This window comes from Colwellia sp. Bg11-28 (assembly GCF_002836245.1).
GTDB classification, from domain to species: domain Bacteria; phylum Pseudomonadota; class Gammaproteobacteria; order Enterobacterales; family Alteromonadaceae; genus Colwellia; species Colwellia psychrerythraea_A.
This window is the reverse complement of sequence record NZ_PJBA01000018.1, coordinates 1,180,404-1,204,695: the sequence shown is the minus strand read 5'-3', so window position 1 is coordinate 1,204,695 and position 24,292 is coordinate 1,180,404. Positions and strand designations below refer to the sequence as shown.

20 protein-coding genes are annotated in these 24,292 nt (G+C 39.5%); 3 read left to right on the top strand and 17 right to left on the bottom strand.

What is annotated here, in order from left to right:
• Positions 1 to 124: 124 nt before the first annotated feature.
• Together CXF79_RS22380 and CXF79_RS22375 are read right to left on the bottom strand one after the other, a co-directional pair.
• On the bottom strand, positions 125 to 1,372 hold the full coding sequence (locus CXF79_RS22380) for a malic enzyme-like NAD(P)-binding protein (protein ID WP_101157999.1): 1,248 nt from the start codon (positions 1,370 to 1,372) through the stop codon (positions 125 to 127).
• A gap of 623 nt (positions 1,373 to 1,995) precedes the next feature.
• Complete coding sequence (locus CXF79_RS22375; protein WP_011045598.1) at positions 1,996 to 2,823, bottom strand: outer membrane protein OmpK; 828 nt, start codon at positions 2,821 to 2,823, stop codon at positions 1,996 to 1,998.
• Positions 2,824 to 3,006: 183 nt separating this feature from the next.
• Here CXF79_RS22375 and CXF79_RS22370 point away from each other — a divergent pair, with 183 nt between their 5' ends.
• Complete coding sequence (locus CXF79_RS22370; RefSeq protein ID WP_101157997.1) at positions 3,007 to 4,128, top strand: pyridoxal-phosphate-dependent aminotransferase family protein; 1,122 nt, start codon at positions 3,007 to 3,009, stop codon at positions 4,126 to 4,128.
• 321 nt (positions 4,129 to 4,449) lie between these two features.
• Here the strand turns inward: CXF79_RS22370 and CXF79_RS22365 are convergent, their stop codons facing one another.
• From CXF79_RS22365 to xdhA, 13 genes are all read right to left on the bottom strand, one after another.
• A complete protein-coding gene (locus tag CXF79_RS22365; protein ID WP_011045596.1) occupies positions 4,450 to 4,875 on the bottom strand; it encodes a CBS domain-containing protein in 426 nt (141 codons plus the stop codon).
• Positions 4,876 to 5,028: 153 nt separating this feature from the next.
• A complete protein-coding gene (locus tag CXF79_RS22360) occupies positions 5,029 to 5,655 on the bottom strand; it encodes a TetR/AcrR family transcriptional regulator (protein WP_011045595.1) in 627 nt (208 codons plus the stop codon).
• A gap of 497 nt (positions 5,656 to 6,152) precedes the next feature.
• Positions 6,153 to 8,342: a malate synthase G gene (locus tag CXF79_RS22355; protein WP_101157995.1), complete on the bottom strand. Its 2,190-nt coding sequence runs from the start codon at positions 8,340 to 8,342 to the stop codon at positions 6,153 to 6,155.
• Positions 8,343 to 8,620: 278 nt separating this feature from the next.
• A complete protein-coding gene (locus CXF79_RS22350) occupies positions 8,621 to 9,811 on the bottom strand; it encodes a urate hydroxylase PuuD (RefSeq protein ID WP_101157993.1) in 1,191 nt (396 codons plus the stop codon).
• Positions 9,812 to 10,164: 353 nt separating this feature from the next.
• Positions 10,165 to 11,514 carry a guanine deaminase gene (guaD, locus tag CXF79_RS22345; RefSeq protein ID WP_101157992.1) on the bottom strand — a complete coding sequence of 450 codons (1,350 nt, stop codon included), beginning with the start codon at positions 11,512 to 11,514 and terminating at the stop codon, positions 10,165 to 10,167.
• A gap of 107 nt (positions 11,515 to 11,621) precedes the next feature.
• On the bottom strand, positions 11,622 to 12,134 hold the full coding sequence (locus tag CXF79_RS22340) for an ureidoglycolate lyase (RefSeq protein WP_101157990.1): 513 nt from the start codon (positions 12,132 to 12,134) through the stop codon (positions 11,622 to 11,624).
• Between the two features lie 78 nt (positions 12,135 to 12,212).
• Positions 12,213 to 12,554 carry a hydroxyisourate hydrolase gene (gene uraH / locus CXF79_RS22335; RefSeq protein ID WP_011045589.1) on the bottom strand — a complete coding sequence of 114 codons (342 nt, stop codon included), beginning with the start codon at positions 12,552 to 12,554 and terminating at the stop codon, positions 12,213 to 12,215.
• 24 nt (positions 12,555 to 12,578) lie between these two features.
• Positions 12,579 to 13,088: a 2-oxo-4-hydroxy-4-carboxy-5-ureidoimidazoline decarboxylase gene (gene uraD / locus CXF79_RS22330; RefSeq protein ID WP_101157988.1), complete on the bottom strand. Its 510-nt coding sequence runs from the start codon at positions 13,086 to 13,088 to the stop codon at positions 12,579 to 12,581.
• 120 nt (positions 13,089 to 13,208) lie between these two features.
• Positions 13,209 to 14,318, bottom strand: coding sequence for an allantoicase (gene alc, locus CXF79_RS22325; RefSeq protein ID WP_232769288.1), 1,110 nt, complete (start codon positions 14,316 to 14,318; stop codon positions 13,209 to 13,211).
• A 91-nt stretch (positions 14,319 to 14,409) separates the two neighbouring features.
• On the bottom strand, positions 14,410 to 15,777 hold the full coding sequence (allB, locus tag CXF79_RS22320) for an allantoinase AllB (RefSeq protein WP_041737182.1): 1,368 nt from the start codon (positions 15,775 to 15,777) through the stop codon (positions 14,410 to 14,412).
• A gap of 66 nt (positions 15,778 to 15,843) precedes the next feature.
• Positions 15,844 to 16,740, bottom strand: a complete 897-nt coding sequence (xdhC, locus tag CXF79_RS22315) for a xanthine dehydrogenase accessory protein XdhC (protein WP_101157984.1) — start codon at positions 16,738 to 16,740, stop codon at positions 15,844 to 15,846.
• Between the two features lie 46 nt (positions 16,741 to 16,786).
• A complete protein-coding gene (gene xdhB, locus CXF79_RS22310; RefSeq protein WP_101157982.1) occupies positions 16,787 to 19,177 on the bottom strand; it encodes a xanthine dehydrogenase molybdopterin binding subunit in 2,391 nt (796 codons plus the stop codon).
• Positions 19,170 to 20,666 (bottom strand): xanthine dehydrogenase small subunit, encoded by a 1,497-nt coding sequence (gene xdhA / locus CXF79_RS22305; protein WP_101157980.1) that lies wholly within the window; start codon positions 20,664 to 20,666, stop codon positions 19,170 to 19,172. The genes xdhB and xdhA overlap by 8 nt, the downstream gene beginning before the upstream one ends.
• Before the next feature lie 512 nt (positions 20,667 to 21,178).
• Between xdhA and CXF79_RS22300 the strand changes: the two genes are divergently transcribed.
• Entirely contained in the window at positions 21,179 to 21,841 is a 663-nt protein-coding gene (locus CXF79_RS22300; protein ID WP_442871907.1) for a HupE/UreJ family protein, read from the top strand.
• 266 nt (positions 21,842 to 22,107) lie between these two features.
• On the top strand, positions 22,108 to 22,647 hold the full coding sequence (locus CXF79_RS22295) for a hypothetical protein (RefSeq protein WP_101157976.1): 540 nt from the start codon (positions 22,108 to 22,110) through the stop codon (positions 22,645 to 22,647).
• A 137-nt stretch (positions 22,648 to 22,784) separates the two neighbouring features.
• Here CXF79_RS22295 and CXF79_RS22290 read toward each other — a convergent pair whose 3' ends face one another.
• Entirely contained in the window at positions 22,785 to 23,366 is a 582-nt protein-coding gene (locus CXF79_RS22290) for a hypothetical protein (RefSeq protein ID WP_101157974.1), read from the bottom strand.
• 61 nt (positions 23,367 to 23,427) lie between these two features.
• Positions 23,428 to 24,288: a substrate-binding periplasmic protein gene (locus CXF79_RS22285; RefSeq protein ID WP_101157972.1), complete on the bottom strand. Its 861-nt coding sequence runs from the start codon at positions 24,286 to 24,288 to the stop codon at positions 23,428 to 23,430.
• Positions 24,289 to 24,292 lie beyond the last annotated feature (4 nt).

Genomic DNA, 24,292 nt, shown 5'->3' with positions numbered 1-24,292 from the left:
AATAAAAAGTGACCATTTAATTATTTAAATAGTCACTCTTGTAATTAACAAAATGAAAATAAGGATTTTCATGTTGTTTTATATGAATAATTTAAGAGATAGACTTAAACATGAATAAAAAATTTTAAGTCTCATTCATATAGTTATCAGGCAAAGGTAAAGCAGCAACGCCTGAATCAACCGCAGCTTTAGCAACTGCTAAGGCAACATTTTTGCATAACCTTGGATCCATTGGGCGAGGAATGATGTAACCTTTCCCAAAGGACAATTCCTTTTCATTACTTGCTTTTAAAACACTTTTCGGCACGTCTTGCTTGGCTAGTTCTCTAATTGCATGGACCGCAGCTATTTTCATTTCGTTATTAATCTTACGCGCTCGTACATCTAAAGCACCGCGGAAAATAAAGGGGAAACATAGAACATTGTTCACTTGATTTGGATAATCAGAGCGACCGGTCGCCATAATTAAATCACTTCTAACACTGTGTGCTAGTTCAGGTTTTATTTCAGGATCTGGGTTAGAACACGCAAACACAACTGGGTTGTCTGCCATTTTCTTTAACTGCTCTGTGTTAAGCAAGTTAGGGCCAGAAACACCAAGAAAAACATCAGCGCCTTCAATAACATCATCTAAAGTTCGTTTGTCGGTGTTATTGGCAAAACGGGTTTTATATTCAGATAAATCATCACGGCGAGTATGAATAACGCCTTTCGTGTCGAGCATATATATTTTTTCACGCATTGCGCCACATTGGATCAGCAACTCCATACAGGCAATCGCAGCCGCACCGGCACCTAAACAAACGATATCAGCTTGTTCAATTTTCTTATTTTGTATTTCTAAGGCATTAATCATGGCAGCCGCCGTCACGATAGCAGTCCCGTGCTGGTCATCATGAAACACCGGTATTTTACAACGCTCATTTAGTGCTTTTTCAATTATAAAACACTCAGGTGCTTTGATATCTTCTAAGTTAATACCACCAAAACTATCCGCGATTGCAGCTACCGTATTGATGAACTCTTCAGGTGTTCTATGCGTTACTTCAATATCGAACGAATTAATGTCAGCAAAGCGCTTAAATAATAATGCTTTACCCTCCATTACTGGCTTAGAGGCCATTGGCCCTAAATTACCTAAACCTAAAACAGCAGTACCGTTTGAGATAACGGCAACGGTATTGCCTTTACCTGTGTATTTATAAACATCATCAGGATTTTTGGCTATTTCTCGACAAGGTTCAGCGACTCCAGGACTATAAGCGAGCGATAAATCAGCACTGGTTTCGGCGGGTGTTGTGATAGCAATGGCAATTTTCCCAGCCGTTGGCAAGGCGTGATAATCCAGTGCTGCTTGTTTAAAATCAGACATTTTGACCTACTTTTTATAGTTTTAAGGTTAGAAGTTAATACGGTAGTCAACGCTTTCTTTGGGGGGAGTTTGTTGAGTACTAAAATTAATCTGTTTGGTATTAGTTATTGATAAAGTTATATCGTTGTTTTTGTTTTAATAAGCTTTAGATAAATCAGTGAAATACACCTTTCATCGAGAAAGCACCCCCAATACCTGTTAATAAAGATATAAGTAGGGTTAAAGCATGCAAAATACCGCGCCACAGTAGTGGGATTCAGTATAGGATTTTCAACAAATAGGAATAATAAAAAGGCTGCCAATAAACATAATGAAATCGGCAGCTTATTTTAATTTATGGGTCTATACCCATTACCAATCAAAGTGCCGGATTTAGTGGGAATTAAAACCACTTTAGACAAGGTAAATAATTTAAGCATAGTCATTCTATGGTTTGGTTATTTAACGACGTATAAAATGATTTTAAACCCATCAAAGAAGCGCTTGAGCTACATCACTTCATCGTTGCTGTGAATTATAATGGAACAACCATTATTTCATCACAGCGCCTTGAATTGACATTGCTCAAGCACTCTGAAACATGCATCTTGAATGGTAACGGGTATAAATAGGTTATTAACCTATTAGAAACGCCATACAGCAAGAAGCTGTGCAGCATTATCATCAGTACCTTTCTCACCTAGTTTATTTTTCCAGTATTGGTATTCAATACCAACGAATAAACGCTGTGCTTTTTGTCCTAATACTTCACCTAAATCTAAGCGAATTTGTGGTTGAAATAAAATCCATGATTCTAGCTCTGTAGTACCAAAGTTATTCACTTGAGTGCGGCCGTCAATGTATTCTAGATGACCTTCGATGCTCCAGCTTGTTGAACCAATTTTAAAGGGATATGCCCAAGCAAAATCAACCATAAAACTAGAGTCTTCATCAACCACGGTAAAGACAGGGGAATCTGCACTGCCGCCGCCTTGATGGATATAACCAGTCACATCAATTTGTGCAAAAGCAAAACCTGGTAAATCTAAGGCGAATCTAACACCAGGTAATACCCAAGCGCTGTCTACTTCAGGGGCGAAGTTAAAACCAGCAACAACACCAATATCTTTTACTGGACCAAAGCTAAGATCATTACCGCTAATTGCGCCCAAGCTAAAGTTTGAATACCACTCGCCGTATAGCTCGCTTGAATCTGCTACCGGGAAGTTAGCATCATTATTTACTGAGTAACGAGAATAATCCATAAAGAAGAAGTTATCGCCATATTCCCAGCCACCAGCATGTTGGAAGGTGATGATGGTAGTGTCAGCGGTGCCACCGGTACCTACTCGTTCTAATTCACCTAGTGCTTGTAATTGTACTTCTGTATTTCCCCAGATCTCTGCTGAAACCATCGGTGCATTTAACGCAACGGTTAATGCAAGGGCGGTAAGTGGTACTGAAATTTTCATATTGTCTCTCTCAATGTAATTTTAGTTATGATTTTAATTTTAATTTTAATTTTTTTCAATATATCCAAGTTTCATTGTTTTTCGTAACTTGACACATGTGTCAGGTTGCGATTTACTACGATACATCAGGTTGTTTTATAAACACAACTAAAAATTAAAACTAAAATAGAAGGTAATGCAATTATGACATTTAAATCATTCAACCCACCACAAAGAATTTTAATGGGCCCTGGGCCTTCAGATGTAAGTGCACGAGTATTGTCTGCATTGGCTAGGCCAACGATTGGTCATCTAGACCCGTTATTTATCAGTATGATGGATGAAGTAAAAACGCTACTTCAATACGCTTTTCAAACCAAAAATGAATTCACTATCGCCTTATCAGCACCGGGTTCTGCAGGGATGGAAGCCTGTTTTGTAAACCTAGTTGAAGCGGGCGACAAAGTGATTGTTTGTCGCAATGGTGTTTTTGGTGACCGTATGATTCAGAACGTTACCAGAATAGGTGCAGAGGCCGTGATTGTTGACTCTCCTTGGGGGCGTGCAGTTGAAACTCATAAGGTAAAAGCTGCGTTACATGACCATCCTGATGCTAAATTCTTAGCCTTTGTTCATGCAGAAACGTCAACGGGGGCGCTTTCAGATGCCAAAGCCCTATGTAAAATGGCGCAAGAGCATGATTGTTTAACGATTGTTGATGCAGTGACATCATTAGGAGGTGTAGAGCTGAAAGTGGATGAATGGGGCATAGACGCTATCTATTCGGGTACACAAAAATGTATGTCTTGTGTACCAGGCATATCGCCTCTTTCCTTTAGCCCTAAGGCTGTAGCAGTAGTTCAAAATCGTAAAACTCAAATACAAAGTTGGTTCTTAGATCAAACCTTAGTGATGGGCTATTGGTCTGGTGAAGGTAAGCGTAGTTACCACCATACCGCTCCAGTAAACTCTTTATATGCCTTACATGAAGCCTTAGTAATGCTTCATGATGAAGGCTTAGAAAATAGCTGGGCACGCCATAAAGAACAACATGAAGTATTAGCTAAAGGACTGAAAGAATTAGGTATTGAGTTCATCGTACCGGAAGAAGAGCGCTTACCTCAGTTAAACGCTATCTACATTCCAGATGGCGCTGATGATGCTAAAATACGTGATTACCTATTAGAGCACTACAACCTTGAAATAGGTGCTGGTTTAGGTGCTTTTGCTGGTAAAGCATGGCGAATAGGTCTTATGGGACATGCGGCTAAAAGCGAGAATGTTGCCTTATGTTTATCGGCTTTAAAAGACGCGTTACACCAATAAAATCTTAAAAAAAGTTTTATTAATGCAAAAAGATCATCTTTCGATGGTCTTTTTTTTCACATAATGAAATAAAAAACGCTTTTTTGTGAAATTTCATCCAATAATATTCCACTATGTGGAACTCAAAGTGCTTTTTGAAGCGCTAAATCTGGGCGTTTTACGGTAACAGATGCTAGATTTTGCTTTTTTGATGGGCTGAAATACTGGTTGGCTATGTTCGCAGGTCAGTTACGAACATCAAAAGTACTATTTTGAGAGGGGTATTCATCGGATATCACGTCGATGATTCCAATAACCATACACCGTTTAGTACCATAAAAGTTAAGATTTAGGTGAGTTAACTTTACTATATAACCACTTAATTATATCTCGAGAGGTGATAACTCCGACAGGCTGGTTATTGCTATTGATTACAGGAAGACAAGACATGCCGGTATCATGAAAGGTCTTTATTGCTTCACTAAAAGGACTGAATTGTTTAATGGCGACTAATTTTTTCGAGACAATTTGATGAACGCGTTTGTTTAACATCGCCAAATCTTTTTCATTAGCTGTGGGTAATTCTATATTTGAATTGGTCGCTTTTAAATAATCTCTTTCAGAAATAACAGCTACTAGTTGATTTTTACTATCCGTAACCATTAAATGGTGAAACTTATGCTTAATGAATAGTTCTCTAACAACAGATAATCTGTCATCTAAATCTATACAAGTGACTTCTTCACTCATTATCTCTTCAATTTTCATAGGTTAGTTTCTATTATTTATTCTCAAGGTCTAGGAACGTTCAAAACTAAGATGACAGTAAGCTTTTCAATAAATCATGTCAACAATGCCAGTAAAGTTGTCAGGGATGGCGAAGCATCTTCTAGCTTAGTGAGATAAACACCACTGTTTGGCTTAAGATAAACCGCAGCCTTTTAGGATAATTGAAGTCAGTGACTGGATTACATCATCAAAATCATCATCGTTCATTGCCTCTTTACCAAAACCAGCCAATACCTGCACATTAAAGTCAGCATAATGCTGGGTGGAACTCCAAATAAGGAATAACAAGTGATGTGGGTTGATTACATCTATTTGACCTTGTTTAATCCAGGTTTCAATGATGGTGATCTTTTCATCTAACCATTGCTTAAATTCAGTATGTAAATAGTCTTTAAGAATAGGCGCGCCATGGATGACTTCACTGGCAAATATTTTTGAGCCATCGGGATCATGTTTGGCATGCATGATTTTTTCATGGATATAAGCAGTAAGAATTGTTTTAGGATCATCATCAATGCTTAAGGTATCGAAACTAGTATTCCAGCTGACAATTATTTCAGTGAGTAATTGCTGATAAAGATCAGTTTTGTCATCAAAATAATAATGGATATTTGCTCGAGGAATATTTGCACGTTCAGCGATGCGTTTAATTGACGCACCTTTAAAGCCATGTGTAACAAACTCTGTTTTGGCCGCTGTTAAAATAAGTGCAACATTTCTTTGGCGAACTTGCCCTACAGATTCTTTTTTTACCGACACAAATACCTCATAACTTCATTGATGATGCAGTAAACAATTTTATAACAAATGTTATCTGGCAGCCATAGTATTCATAACAAATACTTTGACTTAATCGAAGTTATGCTTGATTGCTCGCGTTGAGCTTTGTCATTAACTTATAAAGCAAAAGCCACATTACCGGCGTTGCAGGTAATGTGGCTTTTAAAAACGATGATGTTAAATAAGCACTGAGCTTAAATTGTTGTATATACCCGTTACCAATCAAGATGCATGTTTCAGAGTGTTTGAGCTATTTCGGTTCAAGGCGCTGTGATGAAATAATGGTTACTCCATTATAAATCACAGCAACGATGAAGCGATGTTGCTCAAGCGCTTCTTCGATGGGTTTAAAATGATTTTATACGGCGTTAAATAATCAAAGCATAGAGTGACTATGCTTAAATTATTTTCCTTGGCTAAAGTCATTTTAATTCCCACTGAAATCCTGCACTTTGAATGGTAACGGGTATATAAAGTTAACACATGGCTTTAACTTCTTGGCGTCTTTGGTGTAATAACGGTTCGGTATAGCCGCTTGGCTGCTCTTTGCCTTGGAAAATAAGATCCTTGGCAGCTTTAAAAGCAATACTTTCCCCAAAATCTGTCCCAATAGCAATGTAGCTGCTATCGGCAGCATTTTGTTGATCAACAACTTCAGCCATGCGCTGTAGTGATTCAAGTACTTGGCTGTCACTGATCACACCATGATGAAGCCAGTTGCAAACATGTTGACTTGATATTCGTAAGGTTGCTCTATCTTCCATGCGGGCTATATTGTCGATATCAGGTACTTTGGAGCAACCAATGCCTTGATTCACCCAACGAACCACATACCCCAATAAACCTTGAATGTTATTGTCTAGTTCTTTTTGAATTGCCGCAGTTGATAATTCGGTTTGATTTTTAAGTAAAGGGATAGTCAATAACTCACTTAAATCATCAATAGTTCCCGGTAAAGAAAACTCGGCTTGCATGGCACTTTGAATCTCTTGAACATTGACTTTGTGGTAATGCATTACGTGTAACGTAGCGGCAGTTGGCGAGGGAACCCAAGCACAATTTGCCCCCGATTTTGGATGGGCTATTTTACTTTTAACCATTTCCGACATTTGATCCGGTATTGCCCACATGCCTTTACCAATTTGCGCTTTACCTTGCAGGCCTGCTTGCAAACCAATTCTTACATTTCTATTTTCATAGGCTGTTATCCAGGGTTCATCTTTCATCAAGGCTTTTTGAGCCATAGCGCCCGCATGCATACTGGTATGAATTTCATCACCGGTGCGGTCTAAAAAGCCAGTGTTAATGAACGCAAGGCGTGTTTGTGCGGCGCGAATACACTCTTTTAAATTGGCAGAAGTGCGACGTTCTTCATCCATGATTCCCATTTTTATGGTGTTTTGGGCTAAGCCCAAATGACGCTCAATGGCGCTAAATAAATCATGGCTAAAGGTGACTTCTTCAGGGCCATGCATTTTAGGTTTTACAATGTAAATACTGCCTTGTTTAGAGTTTTTGAATTTCGAGCTACCTTGTAAATCATGCAGTGAAATCAAACTGGTGATGAGGCCATCAACAATGCCCTCAGGTACTTTTTCATTCTCTGCTGTGACAATAGCATTTGTGGTCATTAAGTGACCTACATTACGAATGAATTGCAGGCTTCTACCTGGCAGGGTGATTTCTTTCTGGTCAGGCGATAAATAGTTGCGGTCATGGTTTAAGGTACGGGTGATGGTTCTACTGCCTTTTTGAATAATCTCAGCAAGATCACCTTTCATTAAACCTAACCAGTTACGATAAACCGAGGTTTTGTCCGAGGCATCTACCGCGGCAATAGAGTCTTCACAGTCTTGAATAGTACTTAACGCCGACTCTAATACTACATCTTTAACAGCAGCGGCATCGGTCTTGCCGACAACATTGTCTTTATCTATTTGGATCTCAATGTGTAGACCATTATGACGGCAAAGTAGGGTAGAGGGAGCAGCGGCAGACCCTTTGTAGCCAACAAACTGTTGTGCCTCTTTTAACTGCACTTGTTCACCAGTGAAAAGGGTCACAGTAAAGGCTTTTTTGACGATATGGTACTTCACCGCATCAATATGACTACCACGGGTTAACGGTAAAGTTTCATCTAAAAATCTGCGCGCGTATGCTTGCACTCTACGTCCGCGAACAGGATTAAAATCTTTGGTCTGTTTCGCGCCATTATCGTCACCAATAACATCGGTACCATATAAAGCGTCATACAAGCTACCCCATCGTGCGTTCGCGGCATTAAGGGAAAATCGTGCATTCATCAAGGGCACTACCAGTTGAGGGCCCGCAATAAGGGCAACCTCATCATCAACATTTTGAGTAGAGATAGTAAAATCTGCTTTCTCGGTGACCAAATATCCTATTTCTTTTAAAAACAACTCATAGCGCTGTTGGTTAAAAGGCTGATTGGCGGGATCAGTATGCCAAACATCAATATGCGCTTGTAAATTAGCTCTTGTCGCTAATAGCTGTTGATTACGCGGAGTAAACTCAGCTAACACCTCAGCAACAGAATTCCAAAAGTCATCGGCATGAATGTTAAGACCCGGTAATACTTCATGGTTGACTAAATTATACAAGCAGCCTGCAACTTTATAACCGTGCTTGATTGTTCTTTGCTTCATTTCTTATCCTTTATCTTTTTCTTTATCTTAATACCAATTCAAATAAGCTTTTTCATACTCAGCGAGACTTAAAAGGCTTAGAGGCAAGGCATTGATTGAAGAGAATAGTTGTTCTATTGTCAAAACCAATAACGCTGTATATAAGCCTTTTAAACTCGCCCTTTGGGAGGTTGTCAGCAATTAGATAACTACACAGAATTTCCTTAATATAGAATGACTATACATAAAAAAATCCTGTTTGTTCTCAAACCGCTGACAAGCTCTGAGTGGGAATAAACTTAATTGATTTGGTATAACCAAAGTGACAGCGTTAGACGTTCTTCCTCAGTCATTTGGGTTTTGTTCATAAACGGCATGTCTTTGGAGTTGACAACACGAGCTTCAATTCTCGGTGCCCATTGTTTGATAGAAGCCATGTCTGAAAAAATAACGCCACCTTGAGGAGATTTAAATACATCATCAGTTGGTGCTTCTGAATGACAGGCACTACAACGGGTTTCAATAATATGTTGGACTTGCGCATTACTAACACCTTGCTGTTTTTGCTCAGCGGAGAGTTCAACTGTCTTGGGGGCAATAGCGTAGGCAAGCACGATAGTGGCAATAATAGAGCTCACTAATACCATAGGTTTTTGTTGGCCAAAATGACGTAAAACAAAATACTGACGTACGGCTGCAGTGATTAATATGATGGCCATTAGTACTAACCAATTTGCACTATGGTTATAGGTAATTGGGTAGTGATTTGAAATCATAATGAACAACACGGGTAAGGTGATATAGGTGTTGTGCGTTGAGCGTAACTTGGCATTAAGGCCATATTTAGAGTCAGGAGTAGCACCTTCTTCTACCGCTTTAACTAAGGCGCGTTGTGATGGCATAATGCCGAAAAACACATTGCCAGCCATGATAGTACCTAAGATTGCACCCATATGCATGTAAGCACCACGGGCACTAAAGACTTGGGTTAATCCGTAAGATAAAACTGTCGCAATAGCGAATAAAATAACGGCTAATACTAAACCATGGTCTTTAAGTTTTGTGCGTACTAATAACTCATAACTACCCACACCAATAACAATCGAGCCTAGTCCTAAGCCAATAGCTTGCCACTGGGTTAAATCTTTTACGCGCGGGTCAATGAGGTAAGATTCAGCGCCAACATAAAACATAAGCGAGAGTAGTAAGAAACCTGTGATCCAAGTGGTGTAAGCTTCCCACTTAAACCAATGCAATGTGGTTGGCATTTTAGGTGGCGCTAATTTATATTTTGCTACTTCATAGAAGCCACCACCGTGAATGGCCCAAAGATCACCAGAAATGCCTTTTTCAGCTTTTGCTTCGGGTGGTTTTTCAAGATGGTTATCTAACCAAACAAAGTAAAATGAAGCACCGATCCAAGCGATACCAACGATAAGATGTGCGAAGCGAATGATTAGGTTTAACCACTCAGTAATATACGGGTCCATAGTCTTTCCTTTTGTACCTTTACTCGAAATAAGGGTTTTATAATTTTATGATTAACTAAATTTTTGAGTAACTAATGCTCTATACAATATAGTCTTATGATTATCGTTTTTATAAAGCATTGTCTGTAAGTGATGTTGCCTTAGCCCCGCGCTAGGAAACCGCCTGTTATATGTAGTACTGGTATTTTTATTAGCTCCTTAGCCTTTAGTAAGTGAAGCGTTTGTATATACCATTAGTGAATTAATTGATGTCTGAAGTTTGTGAGTACAAAGAAGAAGCACGGAATTTATAACTATAAATGAGTACTTCTGATGCCGTATTCGCAGGTTTCAGGTATTAAATAATTTGTTAATTAAACTTTTTCGCCCATGATGTGCGTCGCTTTAACGTGTCTATCGTCACCTAGCATGCTCAACACGAATAATTTTTCAGTTAAGGTTGTACAGCGTTTGATGCGTACATCCATTAAAGGTGTTGCTTGATAATCAAGCACGATAAAGTCAGCTTCAGCGCCTTGAATAAAGTTACCAATAGTCCCTTCTAAATCTAAGGCAATAGCGCCCCCTAAGGTCGCTAAATATAATGATTTGTAGGGGCTTAATTTATCACCACGTAATTGCTGAGTTTTATAACCTTCGTTGAGTGTGGTTAACATAGAGAAACTGCTGCCGGCACCAATATCAGTACCTAAGCCGACATTCACATCAAATTCTTCAGCTTGCTTTAAGTTGAAACAACCGCTACCTAAAAATAAGTTTGAGGTTGGGCAAAAAGCAATGGCTGAATTGGTCTCACTTAAGCGCTGACACTCATGATCGTGCAAATGTACACCGTGAGCAAAAACACTACGGCGACCTAATAGACTGCTTTTATCGTACACATCAAGGTAACCGTCACTGTCAGGGAATAATTCACTCACCCATGCAATTTCATCTTTGTTTTCAGATAAATGGGTATGTAAATAAACACTAGGATATTCTTTTAATAACTCACCGGCTTTATTCAGTTGTTCCGTTGAGCAAGTCGGTGCAAAACGTGGCGTTACCGCATATTGTAATCTGTCAGTGTTATGCCATTTTTCAATGAGCGCTTTACTGTCGGCGTAACCTGATTCAACGGTATCTGATAAATCATCAGGACAGTTTTGATTCATCAACACTTTACCGCAAATCATGCGTAATTTTTTCTGTTGAGCGACGGTAAAAAAAGCTTCAACAGATTCTTTATGTACTGTGCCAAAGACCAATGCTGTGGTGGTACCAGCATCTAATAATTGGCTTAAGAAAAATTCAGCAACACGTTTACCGTGTTCAAGATCAGCAAATTGTTTTTCTTCAGGGAAGGTATAGTTTTCTAACCACTCGAGTAATTGTTCGCCGTAAGAAGCGACCATTTCGGATTGTGCATAATGTACATGCGTATCAATAAAGCCAGGCATGATTAGGCCATTGTCATATTGGGTAACGACAACGTCGGCGGGTAACGTTTTCAGTAAATCCTTGGCGTTACCGACGGCTTCAACTAAGCCATGGTTGATGACTAATAGTCCATCTTCAAAGTACTGATAACTCTCTTCTTCTGATACTTTGGCAGGATCCGCTAAAAAGTGTAGTACTTCGCCACGATATGCTTTGCGGCCGGTACTTGTAGCTTTACTTATTGCTTCACTCGTTGAAGAAGTGTTTGCAGTGTTGTTCGACATATTTCTTAACCTATTACTTATTGAATTTTACTATTACTGGGTGCTGTACTGTTTTTCACGGCTTAATACCGTGCTATCTATTTACTATATTACTATTGAAGTCTTCATTACTTAGCTGCTAATGAGATCACCAGTGAACCGTCGAGTTTTTCAACATCACAGTTATCACCTTCTCCGCCGCGATCGACTACGAGAAAGTCACTCACTTCATTGAGCGCTAAACAAAAGTGATGCCAAGTACCTTTATGGTAATTTACCCCTTGTTCACTGCTGGCTAAAAACACTTTTATTTTGCTGGTATCAAGTTCACCTGCTGGCGCAACAACCACTACATAAGGTTGCTTGCCTGTAGGGATAAACGCTTGGCTACCTAATGGATGACGCTCCATCATTTCTATTGGTAAAGGAAAAGCCAGCGGGGTAGAACGAAAAATATTAATCAGGGTTTTGCCCTGTTGCTCGGCAACATCAACCTCGGCAAGATCGTGATAACGCATAGTATGGCCATCATTAATGGCGAAATGTTCAGCACTTTCGGACACCGAAATTACATCCCCATAAGCTGAGAAATTCTCTGCCGTTAGCTCTTGGGGTACAACATTAATGATTTTACTGGTCATCTTAATCTCTCGGTTAATGGTAACGCTTAATATCTTTCTACTGGCTTGAAACAGTGTCTACTTATTGTGAATAGCTAATTAGCTACCGCGATAAGTAGAGTATCCATATGCGGTTAGCAATAATGGAATGTGGTAATGCGTGCCGCTGGCATCGATTTCAAAAACGATATCAACGTATGGGTAAAACCCTGCTTCGTTGTTGGCTTTAAAATAAACCGCGGTAGCAAAATGCATACGGTAAACACCCGCTGCTAATGTTTCGTCAACAGCCAATAAACCGGGTAAACGTCCGTCTTCATTGGTGACACCACCATTGACTTCTTTCCAACCTTCACCGTCTTGAGCAAACAAGGTGATAGGTACATTCTTCGCGGGTAATCCACGGGTAGTATCAAGTATATGGGTAGTAATTTGGCTCATATTTGTTCCTTAATAAATTTAGGACTAGCCTTCAGCTAATGCTTTATCAATGCGTAGTTGAAATATTTTACGTTGCTCTTCAGCGGCATTAACAAGCTCTTGCGTTTTATTATTTGGTAGACGTGCCTGTAATAAATCAGACATTTGTTTAGCACTTTTTCCGGTTGCACAAACAATAAAAATAAAGCCAAACTTTTTTTCATAGTCGCTGTTACCTTGAGAAAGTACTTCAAGCACATCGTCATTTGCTTCTTTAACTAAACCTTGCTCGTTACCTGCCAATTCTTTGGTATTAGCATACTTAGCACGTAAACTACTGACATCACCAATTTTTGGATGACCTTCAAAGGCTTCAAAATAATCTTGTTCAGTTAAACCTTGCCACGCATCATCAGCGGCTTTTTTTATTGCTAGCGCAGAAGAAAATGGACGCGCTGCAACCATTTTTTTTACCCAAGCATTTGCGGTGCAACACTGCATAAATGTATGGCTAGCCTCCGCTGCAGGTAATTGGTTTAAATCTTCTAATATCATTTTAGTTTCCTTTAATCACTACTGCCTATTAGTAAAAGCTTAAAATAGCGATTGATTATTAATCGTTTTGGTTAACCGCACTGAATAACAGTGCCGTTAACCTGACGAAAAAAGTGCTAACTAACCTTGGCGGTTACCAAAAACACGCATGCGAGAAATACCACCATCAGGAAAGATGCTTAAACGTACATGAGTAAAAGGTTGATCTTTTTCAGTGATTATTTCTTTAGTGAACAAATGTTCACGATGAGCATACAATTTAGTACTTGGGATAATTGGAGTCCAAGTTACGCTTGTTGCGCTATCAGAAAAATCATCACTATCGCTAATACAGCCTTCAAGCATAAAGGTGTCAGGGAAATTACCCTTGAAATGACACGTATCTATGATGACTTTATTAACACTACCGGTAGCGGCAAGTTTTACAATTGACCAATCTGGACCTGGATCACGACGACGTTTAGTTTCCCAACCGTCACCCATGTTCACACCACGACCTGGCATAATGAGATTGTTTTTATCGCTGAAAAACATGTCGCTAACTAACAATGCTTTAGCGCCATTTCTAATTGACGCTAAATCGATCAGTTCACCGTCAACAAAATCATTCCAATTAACGGCGGCTTCACCGTACACACGAAAACGCGCAATACCACCATCAGGGAACATGGTTAAACGCACATGGGTAAAAGCTGTGTTATTTAGCTTTTTTTCAGCGTCGAGGACAAAAAGGTTTTGGCTGTGTGCTTCAACATCGGTGGCTTCAAAAATAGTATGCCAAACGGTATCTTTGTTTGGTTGAACTTCACTTACACAAGCTTCAACCGATACTTTCTCTGGAGCATTGCCACGGAAGTAATTGGTGTCGATATCAAAAGCACGGATAACACCACTGATACCTAAACGAATAATACACCAATCTGAATCACGACCATTGTTACGACCATAACTTCTACGTGATTCCCAACCGTCCATCCATTTACCGCGTTCAGTAAATTTCTCTTCGATAAAAATACCACGACCGGGTTTTAATAAATTTTCCATTTCAGCAAAGAAATCATCACTACATGACAGTGTTTCACCGCCAACGCGTTCGCTAGCTAAATCGACATAATGAGTCTTTAATTTTTGTTCTAATGCTGCATCTTCGGTAGATAATTTGTTTTGTGCTAACCAATCTTCAATCATTACTTCATCTCCTGTTAACGCTTTGTTAGCCAAACCTTTCAAAGGCTCCGCTAGGTTGCGTGAGTGTTAGTTTGTTTTAGTTCTTATTGTTAATTTTTAATTCATTTCATTTGTTAAATAGAAGACAGCTAACTTACAGCTGGCCTTTAAGTAACGGTCTGCCAATAGGCGAACTGATAAATTGGTCATTACAGTAAACTTGCTGACCACGAACAAATGTTTGCATTATTTGGCCATCAACTTTGCGCCCCACATAAGGGGTGATTTTATGTTTATGTTTGATCATGTCAGTGCTGATGATAAAACTGGCTGTGTCATCAAAAACCATGAGATCGGCATGATGTCCAACAGATATTTGGCCCTTTATTTTGTCTAAACCAGCAAACTTGGCGGTTTCATGTGACATCAAGCGGGCTAAATCAACCAGAGTGAAATCACGGTTTTTTGCTTCGGTCCAAATAAGCGGCAAACCAAATTGCAGTGCTGAAATACCGCCCCATGCTTTTTCAATATCACCGGTATCTATGTGTTTTAATTGCGGTGTACACGGTGAGTGATCTGAGACGATAAAACTAATGCGACCATCAGTTACTGCTTGCCATAACTGCTCTCTGTTTTTGTTTTCGCGAATAGGTGGACAACATTTAAATAACGTTTTGCCATCAGGAATGTTTTCTGAGGCAATAGTTAAATAATGTGGACAGGTTTCTGCGGTAAAACGCAAGCCTTCAGCTTTTGCTTTTGCAATGGTATCGAGCGCTTCATCACTTGATAAATGCACAATGTGAATTTTACAGTTATCACCGGCTGCTTTAGATTCACGCGCCATGTCTACCATTAACGAGATAGCATTGTTTTCCCAGCTTTTAGGCCGTGATTCTAAAAAACTATTGTATTTATCCGTAATTTTAACGTCGTCAAAACTGCCGCAATCTAGTTCTGCATGAATCAAATATGGCACGTCGTGTTTCGCTAAAATAGGCATAGCAGCACGAATGTCTTTTGCAGCAACATTAGGGAATTCTTCAATGCCTGAGTCGATTAAGAAGGATTTAACGCCTAAAACACCTGCAGTTAGTAAATCGTCAAGTTCATCAATATTGTCAGGGATAACGCCACCCCAAAAGCCACAATCTACCCAAAGTTTGTCATGTACTGACGCTAGTTTTTCTTCAAAAGCAGCTTTGGTTGTTGTAACTGGAATACAGTTCAGTGGCATATCAACTAAGGTAGTGATACCACCTGCCGCTGCTGCTTGAGTTGCGGTATTAAAACCTTCCCATTCGGTGCGACCTGGCTCATTAATATGAACATGAGAGTCAACCAAACCTGGCATAAGTACCTGTTCACCTAAATCGGTTATTGGACAATCAAGGGCTTGTCCATAAGGGTGAATGTTATGGATTAGTTGACCTTTTATTTCGATGCAGGCAGCGATCATTTCGCTCTGATCACCAGCATGAACAATAACTTTTTTACTTTGCAGGGCAAAATGAGACACCTTGCTTCTCCTTAAAATTTGATAAACGTGAACGTTGAGAATACTTATACTCATTGCACGAACTGACTAACTGACTTCTTCCGTCATTAAACTTTTTAGCTCTTGCCAAGCTATACCTTGTTTAGTGCTTTGTGGTTTGGCATCTTTTTGTTTGTTGGCACTGGGATTAGCTAATGCTTGTGACGCTAGCTCAGCTTGATACAGCTGAATAATTTCACCAGCAACTGACACTGCTACTTCCATCGGCAACTTACCTTGTACCTGCGGTAATCCAATGGGGCAGTTCATCTTTTCTACTAAACTTTTAGTAATATCACGATGCTGGAATCGTTGTTGAAAACGACGCCATTTGGTATCAGAGGCAATTAAACCTAAATAAGCAAAATCAGCGCGTTTTAAAGTATTGTGACTGATCTCAAAATCCAGTTGATGGTTATGCGTCATGACAATGTAATAACTATTCGCTGGCATGAGAGCAACTTCTTCAGCCGGGTTTTCACTGACTAATGTGGTGACATTATGATAATTTCCTGCATCATCGGGGAATTGATCCGCACGGCTATCAACCCAAGTAATACTGCAAGGTAAACCAGCAAGAATAGGCATTAGTGCTTTACCCACATGACCTGCGCCAAACAGCATGATATTGACACCACTGGCGCTAAAACTTTCAAACAATACGCTGGCATTACCACCACAACATTGACCAAGTTGTGCACCTAACTGAAAATGCTCTAGCTGTTGGCAATCATCTTCAGCCATTAACAGCTGGTGTGCATGTTTAATCACTTTATGTTCAAGGTGACCGCCACCTATGGTGTCAAAAATATCATCATGGGTTATCACCATTTTGGTACCACTATTACGCGGAGTTGAACCAGTTACCCCAACAATTGTCGCGATAACATAGGCTTTGCCTTGTTTGTTCAATTGGTGTGCTGCACCGGTCCAATTCATTTTCATGATGATATTCCTATTTATTCCGACTTAATTCAGATGAAAGGGCGAATTACTTCGCCGTCGCTGCTTTAACGGCTTCAACTGCAAACAATACTCGCTCTGGTGTTGCTGGCGTATCTAGTTTCGGATTAGTTTTGTAATCATTAACACTGGCGATAGCATCTTTAAGTGCAGACCAAACGGCCATACCTAACATAAATGGTGGTTCACCAACTGCTTTAGAGTTGTAAATGGTGTGCTCACGGTTTGATGCATCAGGCACTAAGGCAACACGGAAATCTTTAGGTGCATCGTTAATTGCTGGGATTTTGTAAGTTGCTGGATTGTTTGAAAGTAAACGACCTTGTTCATTCCATACTAACTCTTCAGTCGTTAACCAGCCCATACCTTGAACAAAAGCGCCTTCAATTTGACCAATATCAATTGCTGGGTTAATTGAGTGACCAACATCTTGTAAAATATCGGTACGTAAGGTTTTGTATTCACCCGTTAAGGTATCAATGATAACTTCTGATACAGCGGCACCCGTTGCATAGTAGAAGAACGGACGACCTTTACCTGTAGCACGGTCAAAATGAATTTTGGGGGTCTTATAGAAGCCAGTAGAAGATAAAGATACTCGGCCCATGTAAGCTATTTGTGAGAATTCAGCGAAAGAGAACGTTTGCTCACCGACAATGACATTGTTGTTTTCAAATTGTACTTGTTCTGCTTCAACCTGATATTTTTCACAAGCAAAGTCAATGAGACGTTGTTTAATGGTTTTAGCCGCAGCTTCTGCTGCTTTACCATTTAAGTCAGTACCTGATGAGGCTGCTGTTGGGGATGAGTTAGGCACTTTATCGGTACGTGCTGAAGAACAGGCAACAGTATCTACATCAACTTGGAATTCTTCAGCAACAATTTGCGCTACTTTAGTATTCAAACCTTGGCCCATTTCACTGCCGCCATGGCTTAAGTGAATGGTACCGTCAGTGTAAACATGAACAAGTGCGCCAGCTTGGTTCAAATGCTGTACCGTGAATGAAATACCAAATTTAACGGGTGTTAAGGCAATGCCTTTCTTCAAAATAGGGCTGGTAGCGTTAAATTCAGTAATGGCTTTACGACGTGCTTGGTAATCAGAACTTTCTTCTAATGACTCAATAACTTCGCTTAAGTTATTATGCTCAACTTTTTGATGGTAGTGGGTTTCGTTACGGTCATCAGTGCCATATAAGTTTACTTTACGAATGTCTAACGGGTCTTTACCTAAATGACGCGCAATATCATCCATAACCATCTCTATGGTCATCATACCTTGCGGACCACCAAAACCACGGTAAGCGGTATGAGATACAGTGTTTAGTTTACAACGATTACCGGTAACGGTTGCTTGATCTAAGTAGTAAGCGTTATCTGAGTGGAACATTGCTCTATCAACAATGGCATCAGATAAATCGGGGGAGTAACCACAGTTACCATTAACTTCGATGTTAATACCTTTGATTTGACCATCTTTGTCAAAACCAACGGTGTAATTATTTTCAAAGGGATGACGTTTACCTGTCATCACCATATCGTCCATACGCGCTAGCTTAAACTTAACTGGGCGTTTAGTCACATTTGCCAATAAGGCTGCGATACATGCCCAAGGTGCTGCTTGTGTTTCTTTACCACCAAAACCACCACCCATGCGGCGCATATCAACTAATACTTTGTTTAGTGGAATGTCTAAAACTTCAGCTACTAACTTTTGTACTTCACTAGGATGTTGTGAAGAGGTGAAAATATTCATACCACCATCTTCGGTCGGTTCAGCTGTTGATACTTGCCCTTCAAGATACATATGTTCTTGACCACCAACGAGGATTTCACCGGATAATTGATGATCTGCCGCTGTAATAGCCGAGTCAGAATCACCACGTTTCATGGTAAATGGCGGGCGAACAAAGTTTTGCTTCGCTAACGCGTCTTTTACCGTAAGCACGGCTTCAAGCTCTTGATACTCAATTTTTGCTAATTTAACCGCTTTACGAGCAAGATCGAAACTTGTTGCCGCTACAGCAAAGATGGGCTGACCAATAAATTCAACTTTACCAATGGCTAGTACTGGGTCGCCAGGGAATACTGGACCAATATCGGTATGTCCAGGCACATCTTCAACCGTAATGACTGAGATAACACCTTCAGCAGCTTTAACGGCAGATAAGTCCATTGAGATGATGTTGGCATGTGCCATGGTAGATTGACCTACCGCAGCATGTAACTCACCACGCAGTGATGGGCGATCATCAACATAAATGGCTTCGCCAGCCACTTGCTTGTCAGCACTTTCATGTTTTTTAGAACGACCTACGCCACCTAAACCAACATTTTTTTGTCCGTTAACAACACTTTTGTCTGTGTTTGTTTGTACTTTATTAGTAACGGCTTTCTTTACATCAATAAGACTACGCATAATTTACCACTCGTGTTTCTATAACTTCTCTTGCATTGGCGCTCTGCAACTCTAAATAACATTTTTCAATCAGGTTTTGAGCTACGGTCATCCGGTACTTATCAGAAGCACGAACATCTGACATTGGTTGGAAATCGGTCGTTAACGCTTCTTTTGCTTGCGCTACTAACGCTTTTGTTAAGCTATTGCCTAACAATATGGCTTCAGTCGCAGGTGCACGTTTAGGAATAGCAGCCATGCCACCAAAAGCTAAACGGACATTAGTAATTTCTTGAACCTGCTGCCCATCTTTTTGCTCGACTTTCCTTTCAATAAAAAAGGCCGCTAATACCGCTGAGATATCGTCATCAATACGCTTAGAAATTTTGTAAAGTTTTAACGTTTGCCCCGCGGTAGGTTTAGGGATTTGAATTGATTTAATAAATTCAGATGGCTTAAGCACAGTTTTCTTATAGTCGACAAAATAGTCTTCAACTAAGATGGTACGTTCTTGACCTTGAACATGCAGTGTCATGGTTGCACCTAAAGCGATTAACGCTGGTGGCATATCACCAATAGGTGAGGCATTACCAACGTTGCCGCCTAAAGTACCGGTATTACGTACTTGCTTAGAACCGATACGTTCGATCATTTCCCCTAAATCAGGGTAGTAATGATGCAAGGTATCGATAAATTCACTGTAAGGTAGTGCAGAGCCAATAATAATCTCAGTTTCTGTTTCTTCGATAGTCGTTAATTCTGCAACATTACCGACATAAACAAGCTTATCAATGGTTGCTAAATTCTGTGTAACAGAAAGGGCTAAATCGGTGCCACCAGCCACTAACGTGGATTTAGGCTCATTGGTTAACTCAGTCGCCAACTCATCGATATTTTTTGGCGCAATATAGTTATGGCTATTACCTGTTAATGCAGGCGCTGATAATTTTTTTAATGCTGTTAGCGCAGTAACGGTTGCTTGATAGTGCTTAGCAAATGAATCTTCTGCCGCACTTTCGCTAGACGTGATGGCCGCTTCGATAATTGAGCGGTAACCAGTACAACGACACAAGTTACCGGCTAATGCTTCTAATACCTCAGCACGATTTGGTGTGTTGTTTTGCTTATGCAAAGCAAAAGACGACATAACAAATCCAGGGGTACAGAATCCACATTGTGAACCGTGGTTATCAACAATTGTTTGCTGGGCGTGATGTAACTGAGCGCCTTCCTTCAAGTCTTCAACAGTAATCAATTGCTTGCCATGTAAATTACCAACAAAGGTAATACAGGAGTTAATTGATTTATAAATTAGTTGACCAGTCTTTTTAGGATCTAGTTCAGCGAGTACTACGGTACAAGCCCCGCAATCACCTGAAGCACAGCCTTCTTTTGTGCCAGATTTAAATCGCTCTTCACGTAAGTATTGTAAAACAGTCGTATTAGGATCTAAGTTCTCAATCTTTACTAGCTCGTTGTTTAACAGGAATTTTATTGTATTTGCTACCATTATTCTTTCCGCTTTAATTTTGATTTTTAGTGTCGAGTTGAATATTCGTATTGATTCACTATAGCAGAATCAATAGTTGACACAAGTGTCAGCTTTGATTTATTTGTTACTGCAGTCGTTGTACGAGGACACTAATGTGTACTTAATTCTCTTTAAATAGACGTAGTAAATGACTCTCATTTAACTATGAACATGTGGCAAAACAGTGCTTTGCTGAAGGATCTCAAGAGCAGTATTTAATTATCCAAGGCTGTGTTTATCACTATGCGATTTTGATAAAAATTTCACCATGTGAAATTAACATGAGTTGAATATTGCGTTGTCGATGCCTTGTAAGCAATGAGTTGAATTTAAAAATATTAGCGGCAGCACTTGTCAGGCTCTATTTAACTGGCATTATGTACTCAGTTTTAATGCAATTCATTTTAACACCCATTCTTATCACTCAATTTAGGCTGAAATCAGCGGAGTAATTAATGTTTCCTCGAAGTAGTCGCCTAGCCTTAATTACCATGGTATTGAGCATGGTGGGTTTATTTTCTTTCAATGCTATGGCGCATGGCGTCGATGAAAGTACCCGTCTTTTTTTACAAAACAATACTGGGGTTCAATTCTTCCCTTTTATGTATATTGGCGCTAAACATATGGTGACCGGGTACGATCATTTGCTGTTTTTAGCTGGCGTAATCTTTTTTCTATATAAGAGCAAAGACATTTTATTGTATGTCAGTATGTTTACCTTGGGACATAGCTTAACTTTACTCTTTGGTGTGCTGGGTGATGTGCAAGTTAATGCTTATATCATTGACGCTATTATCGGTTTGTCTGTTGTTTATAAAGGCTTTGATAACTTAGGTGGTTTTGAGCGTATCTTAGGCTTTAGCCCAAATGCTAAAATGGCAGTGCTAATTTTTGGCTTATTTCATGGTTTTGGTTTAGCGACAAAATTACAAGAATTTCAACTAGCCAAAGAGGGTTTATGGGAGAACTTGATTGCTTTTAATATAGGGGTGGAGTTGGGGCAGTTTGCCGCGCTAACATTTATATTACTGATCATTAGTTTTTGGCGAAAACATCATTCGTTTGCCCAATTTTCAACGGCAAGTAATACCCTATTAATGAGCGCTGGTTTTATGCTGATAGGCTTTCAGTTAACTGGCTATTTTACGAGTTAACTGAGTTATCAAGGTTACTAAGTTATCAATATTATTAGGTTAGCAAAACACTCACTTACTCAATTCGATATTTAAGAGACTTGTACCCGCTCCACTTGAAGATGCTCGTTTCAGGAAGTCTGAGCGATTTATAATTAAGGCGCATTTTTTTATTAAGGGTTATTCCCTTAAAAAGAAATGTAACGTAGAGTATAGTTTACTCAGCCTTCCCTAAAGGCGTTTCTAATTCCAGCTGAATCATGCACCTTCAAGTAGAACGGGTATATATGCAACATACGTTATCAAATAAGGCTTTATTCAAATCAACTATTATCGCGCTGGTGATTGCTGGTTTAGTACTTATTAGTTTTATCTTACCAGCAGAATACAATATAGACCCAACAGGTATTGGCGCAAAACTTGGTTTAACAGCTTTAGCAAATCCAGTGGGCTCTGCGACAATCAGCAGCAACCAAAGTGATGAACTCAATACAGAAAATCAACAAGAAACCGATATTATTGAAGTTATTGTCCCTGCAGGACGTGGTGTTGAGTATAAATTTGCTATGGCGCAGTTTAAGAAAATGGAATATCAATGGCAAACTGATGGCACTGCACTTTTCTTTGATTTACACGGCGAGCCCGAAGGCGATACCACAGGTTATTATGAAAGTTATGCAATTGCGACGTTGACGGAAATGAAAGGTAGTTTTACCACGCCATTCACTGGTGTTCATGGTTGGTATTGGAAAAACACATCAGATAAACCGGTCGTCGTTAAACTCACCGTCGGTGGCGAATATTCTATTGTTGGATTAAAAAAATAGCCTTTGGGTAAATATTTAAAACATTGATAAATTGAATGTTTGTGAAAAATAGTTGAATTTCAAACGTGGTATTTGAATGGATGGCCTAAGGCTATTCCTTAAAGTAATGACTTAAGGTAATTTCCTAAGGTAATGATTTAAGGTATTAACTCAATCGCACGAACTTGCAAAATAGCTTCACCACCATCTTTATCTGTCATGCTTGGTGTCAGATAAATTGCATCAACATGTTCAGGTAATAAACCATAATCTGTTGAGCTGGCAGGTGTCCATTTTGGTCGGGAGAAGTCTTTCAAATCAACTTCCTTAGTTGACCACTGATTTGTTGGTGGTAATTCTATTTGATAATGGGCATAACTTTGATCGCCATGTTTACCGTATTCTAGCTGTGATAATTTAATAATGAGAGCAATATCACATTGGTAGGTTAAACGTATTTTTTGGCTACCGGCTAAAGAAGTGGCAGGTAATCGATGAATGAGTTCAACCCATGAATTACGCTTGGCATCAACGCGAGGCACTCGCTTAAACTTTATCCAAATACCACCATGCCTAATCAGTTTTTCGTTAATAATAGCTTCACTACCATAAGGGTCAGTGTCATAGCTCCATTGGTGTTTATCTAATGGAGCTTGAGTAATTTCTGAATTAGCAGAGGCGATAGATATCGCTAGAAAATGAGCTAAACCAACAAGTAATATTATTTTGAAAAAGTGCATTTATAGTCTTCATATTGATGTTTAGGGTAATATGGAATCAGGGGAGCTTTGCAAGAAAGCTTTACCCCTCCAATAATAGTGATAATTCTTCATCTTGAAAGGTAACAGATTGCTGATGCCAATCTGTTACGCCATATTTTTCTAATATTTTGTTTAACCGTCCATTTTCTCTAAGGCTAGTTAAGCCATTATCGAAAAGTTGTACGTATTTTTTACTCAGTAAAGGTGAAAACCCTAAAAATAGCGGAGTAAAAATTCCTTCAGTACCGGCATAAACGATTGAGGGCTCGGCCCTAGTTGATGTTTTTAACAACTTAGATAGCTGATATTGCACAGTAAATCTTGAGTCCAATAAAATGTCCAATCGTCCCAAGTGCAACATTTTCAATTGTTTTTGCAAAGGGGAATTACCACTAGCTGAAAATATGTGTGCTGTATTATCTTTCAATAACCTACCGATACTGTCGCCATACTCATAACCGTTGATCGTACCTAAAATAGCATTACTTTTTAGCGCAACTTCTAAGTCAGCAATACTTTTAAAGCGCCATGGATCACTAGCGCGTACATAAAAGTCATTATATAAGCCACCAAAAGTTAGGTGACTTTTTTTGAGCTGAAAGTCACCAATATGCTGTGAAGTTAAACCCAGCAGAATGTCTATTTTTCCCTTTTTAGTGAGGTCTAACGCTCTTGCTAATGGCGTTAAAGAAAACTTTACTTTAACGCCATTACTGGCAGCGATCTCTGTCACTATCTCAACTAAAAACCCCGGAAGATGAGTGTCGTCACAGATATAAGGGCACCATTCATCAGAAGCTACCACTAAAACTCTTGCCTGGACAGGCTTAGCAAGAATACTTGCGCATATAATTAAGAACGCAAGGCTAAATGATATAAGGTTTTTAGTGTGTTTCATCATCTTA